At 71.0% G+C, this 2,377-nt stretch carries 2 protein-coding genes; both read left to right on the top strand.

The window, feature by feature from the left end; translation table 11 throughout:
* Positions 1-80: 80 nt before the first annotated feature.
* The gene (thiD, locus tag ACWCO3_RS34030) at positions 81-866 is read left to right on the top strand and encodes a bifunctional hydroxymethylpyrimidine kinase/phosphomethylpyrimidine kinase (protein ID WP_450014074.1); all 786 of its coding nucleotides are present in this window, start codon (positions 81-83) and stop codon (positions 864-866) included.
* 17 nt (positions 867-883) lie between these two features.
* Positions 884-2,377 (top strand): phosphomethylpyrimidine synthase ThiC (thiC, locus tag ACWCO3_RS34025; RefSeq protein WP_450014072.1); only part of this gene is annotated, 1,494 nt, incomplete at its 3' end.

Here is a 2,377-nt window from a genome sequence, read left to right as displayed (position 1 = left end):
GTGCCCACGCAGGGATCAAGCCTGACCGCCCGGAGTGGGCACGGTCGGCCGCAGCCCCCAACCGCAACCAGGGAAAAGCCATGACCCCGATAACCACCCTCACCATCGCCGGCTCAGACTCCGGCGGCGGCGCAGGAATCCAGGCGGACCTCAAGGTCTTCGCGGCGCTGGGCGCGTACGGCACCAGCGTCCTCACGGCGGTCACCGCGCAGAACACCCGGGGTGTCGACGCCGTCCTGCCGATGCCTCCGCGCACTGTCACCGAGCAGTTGGACAGCGTGCTCGCCGACTTCACCGTCGCCGCCGTGAAGACGGGAATGCTCGGCACCCCCGCGGTCGCCGACGTGGTGGCCGAGGCCGCACGGGCCGGTCGACTGCCCCACCTCGTCGTCGACCCGGTGCTGGTCGCCACCAGTGGTCACCGGCTAGGCGTGGTGAGCGCGGTGGAGCGGCTGCTGCCGTACGCCACCGTGGCGACGCCGAACTGCGCGGAGGCCGCGGCTATCACCGGACGCCCGGTCGACGACGTGGCCGCGATGGTCGTCGCCGCCGAGGCGCTCGCGGCCGGCGGACCCGAGTACGTGGTGGTCACCGGCGGCGACCTGGACGGCGGCGAGGCGGTCGACGTGCTGCACGGCGACGGCGTCACCACTCTGCTGCGCGCCCCACGGGTGGACACACGGCACACCCACGGCACCGGGTGTTCGTTCTCGGCGGCGATCGCGGTGCGGCTCGCGCTGGGCGATCCGGTGCCGGCGGCGGTGGGGGCCGCCAAGGAGTACGTGCTCCGTGCGCTGGATGGCGCGCGGAGTTGGGAGCTGGGCGCGGGGCGCGGACCGCTGAACCACTTCGGCTGGTCCGCTTGATCACCAGGGAGGCTGTCATGCAGGCACGAGGCAAGGTGTACGTCGAGGGTTCACGGCCGGACGTCCGGGTGCCGTTCGCGGAGGTGGAGCTGACCGGGGACCATCCGCCGGTACGGCTCTACGACACGTCCGGTCCGGGGTCGGACCCGTCGGTGGGGTTGCCCGCGTTGCGAGGCCCGTGGATCGCCGAGCGGGGCGATGTGGCACCGGTACGGGGTGCGGGCACTCCACTGGCCGGTGTGGACGGTCGTCGACCCACGCAGCTCGCGTACGCGCGGGCCGGTGTGGTGACGCCGGAGATGGAGTTCGTGGCGATCCGCGAGAACGTCGACCCGGAACTCGTGCGCGCCGAGATCGCCGCCGGCCGGGCGGTGCTGCCACTGAACGTCAACCACCCGGAGTGTGAGCCGGCGATCATCGGTAAGGCGTTCCTGGTCAAGGTGAACGCCAACATCGGCACCTCGGCGGTCAGCTCGTCGGTCGCCGAGGAGGTGGAGAAGCTCACCTGGGCCACCCGGTGGGGCGCGGACACCGTGATGGACCTGTCCACGGGTAAGCGGATCCACGAGACCCGGGAGGCGATCGTGCGGAACTCGCCGGTGCCGATCGGGACCGTGCCGATCTACCAGGCCCTGGAGAAGGTCGGCGGCGACCCGGTGAAGCTGAGCTGGGAGGCGTTCCGGGACACCGTCATCGAGCAGGCCGAGCAGGGCGTGGACTACATGACGGTGCACGCCGGGGTGCTGCTGCCGTACGTGCCGCTGGCCGTGGACCGGGTCACCGGGATCGTCTCGCGCGGCGGCTCGATCATGGCAGCCTGGTGCCTGGCGCACCACGAGGAGAACTTCCTCTACACCAACTTCGCGGAGCTGTGCGCGATCCTCGCGAAGTACGACGTGACGTTCTCCCTCGGTGACGGGCTACGCCCCGGCTCGATCGCGGACGCCAACGACGAGGCGCAGTTCGCCGAGCTGCGCACCCTGGGCGAGCTCACGAAGGTCGCCTGGGAGTACGACGTCCAGGTGATGATCGAGGGCCCGGGCCACGTGCCGATGCACAAGATCAAGGAGAACGTGGACCTCCAGCAGGAGTGGTGCCACGAGGCGCCCTTCTACACGCTCGGTCCGCTGACCACCGACATCGCGCCGGCCTACGACCACATCACCTCGGCGATCGGCGCCGCGATGATCGGCATGTTCGGCACCGCGATGCTCTGCTACGTCACCCCGAAGGAGCACCTCGGCCTCCCGGACCGCGACGACGTGAAGGCGGGCGTGATCGCGTACAAGATCGCCGCCCACGCTGCGGACCTGGCCAAGGGGCACCCGGGGGCGCAGGCGTGGGACGACGCGCTGTCCAAGGCGCGGTTCGAGTTCCGCTGGGAGGACCAGTTCAACCTCTCACTGGACCCGGAGACCGCGCGGTCGTACCACGATGCGACGCTGCCGCCGCAGGCGCCTGGGCAGGAGTCGACGGCTTCGGATGCGCCGACCGGGCCGGAGGAGTCGACC

This window comes from Micromonospora sp. NPDC002411 (genome assembly GCF_053592955.1).
This window is presented reverse-complemented; position numbering and strand designations above follow the sequence as displayed.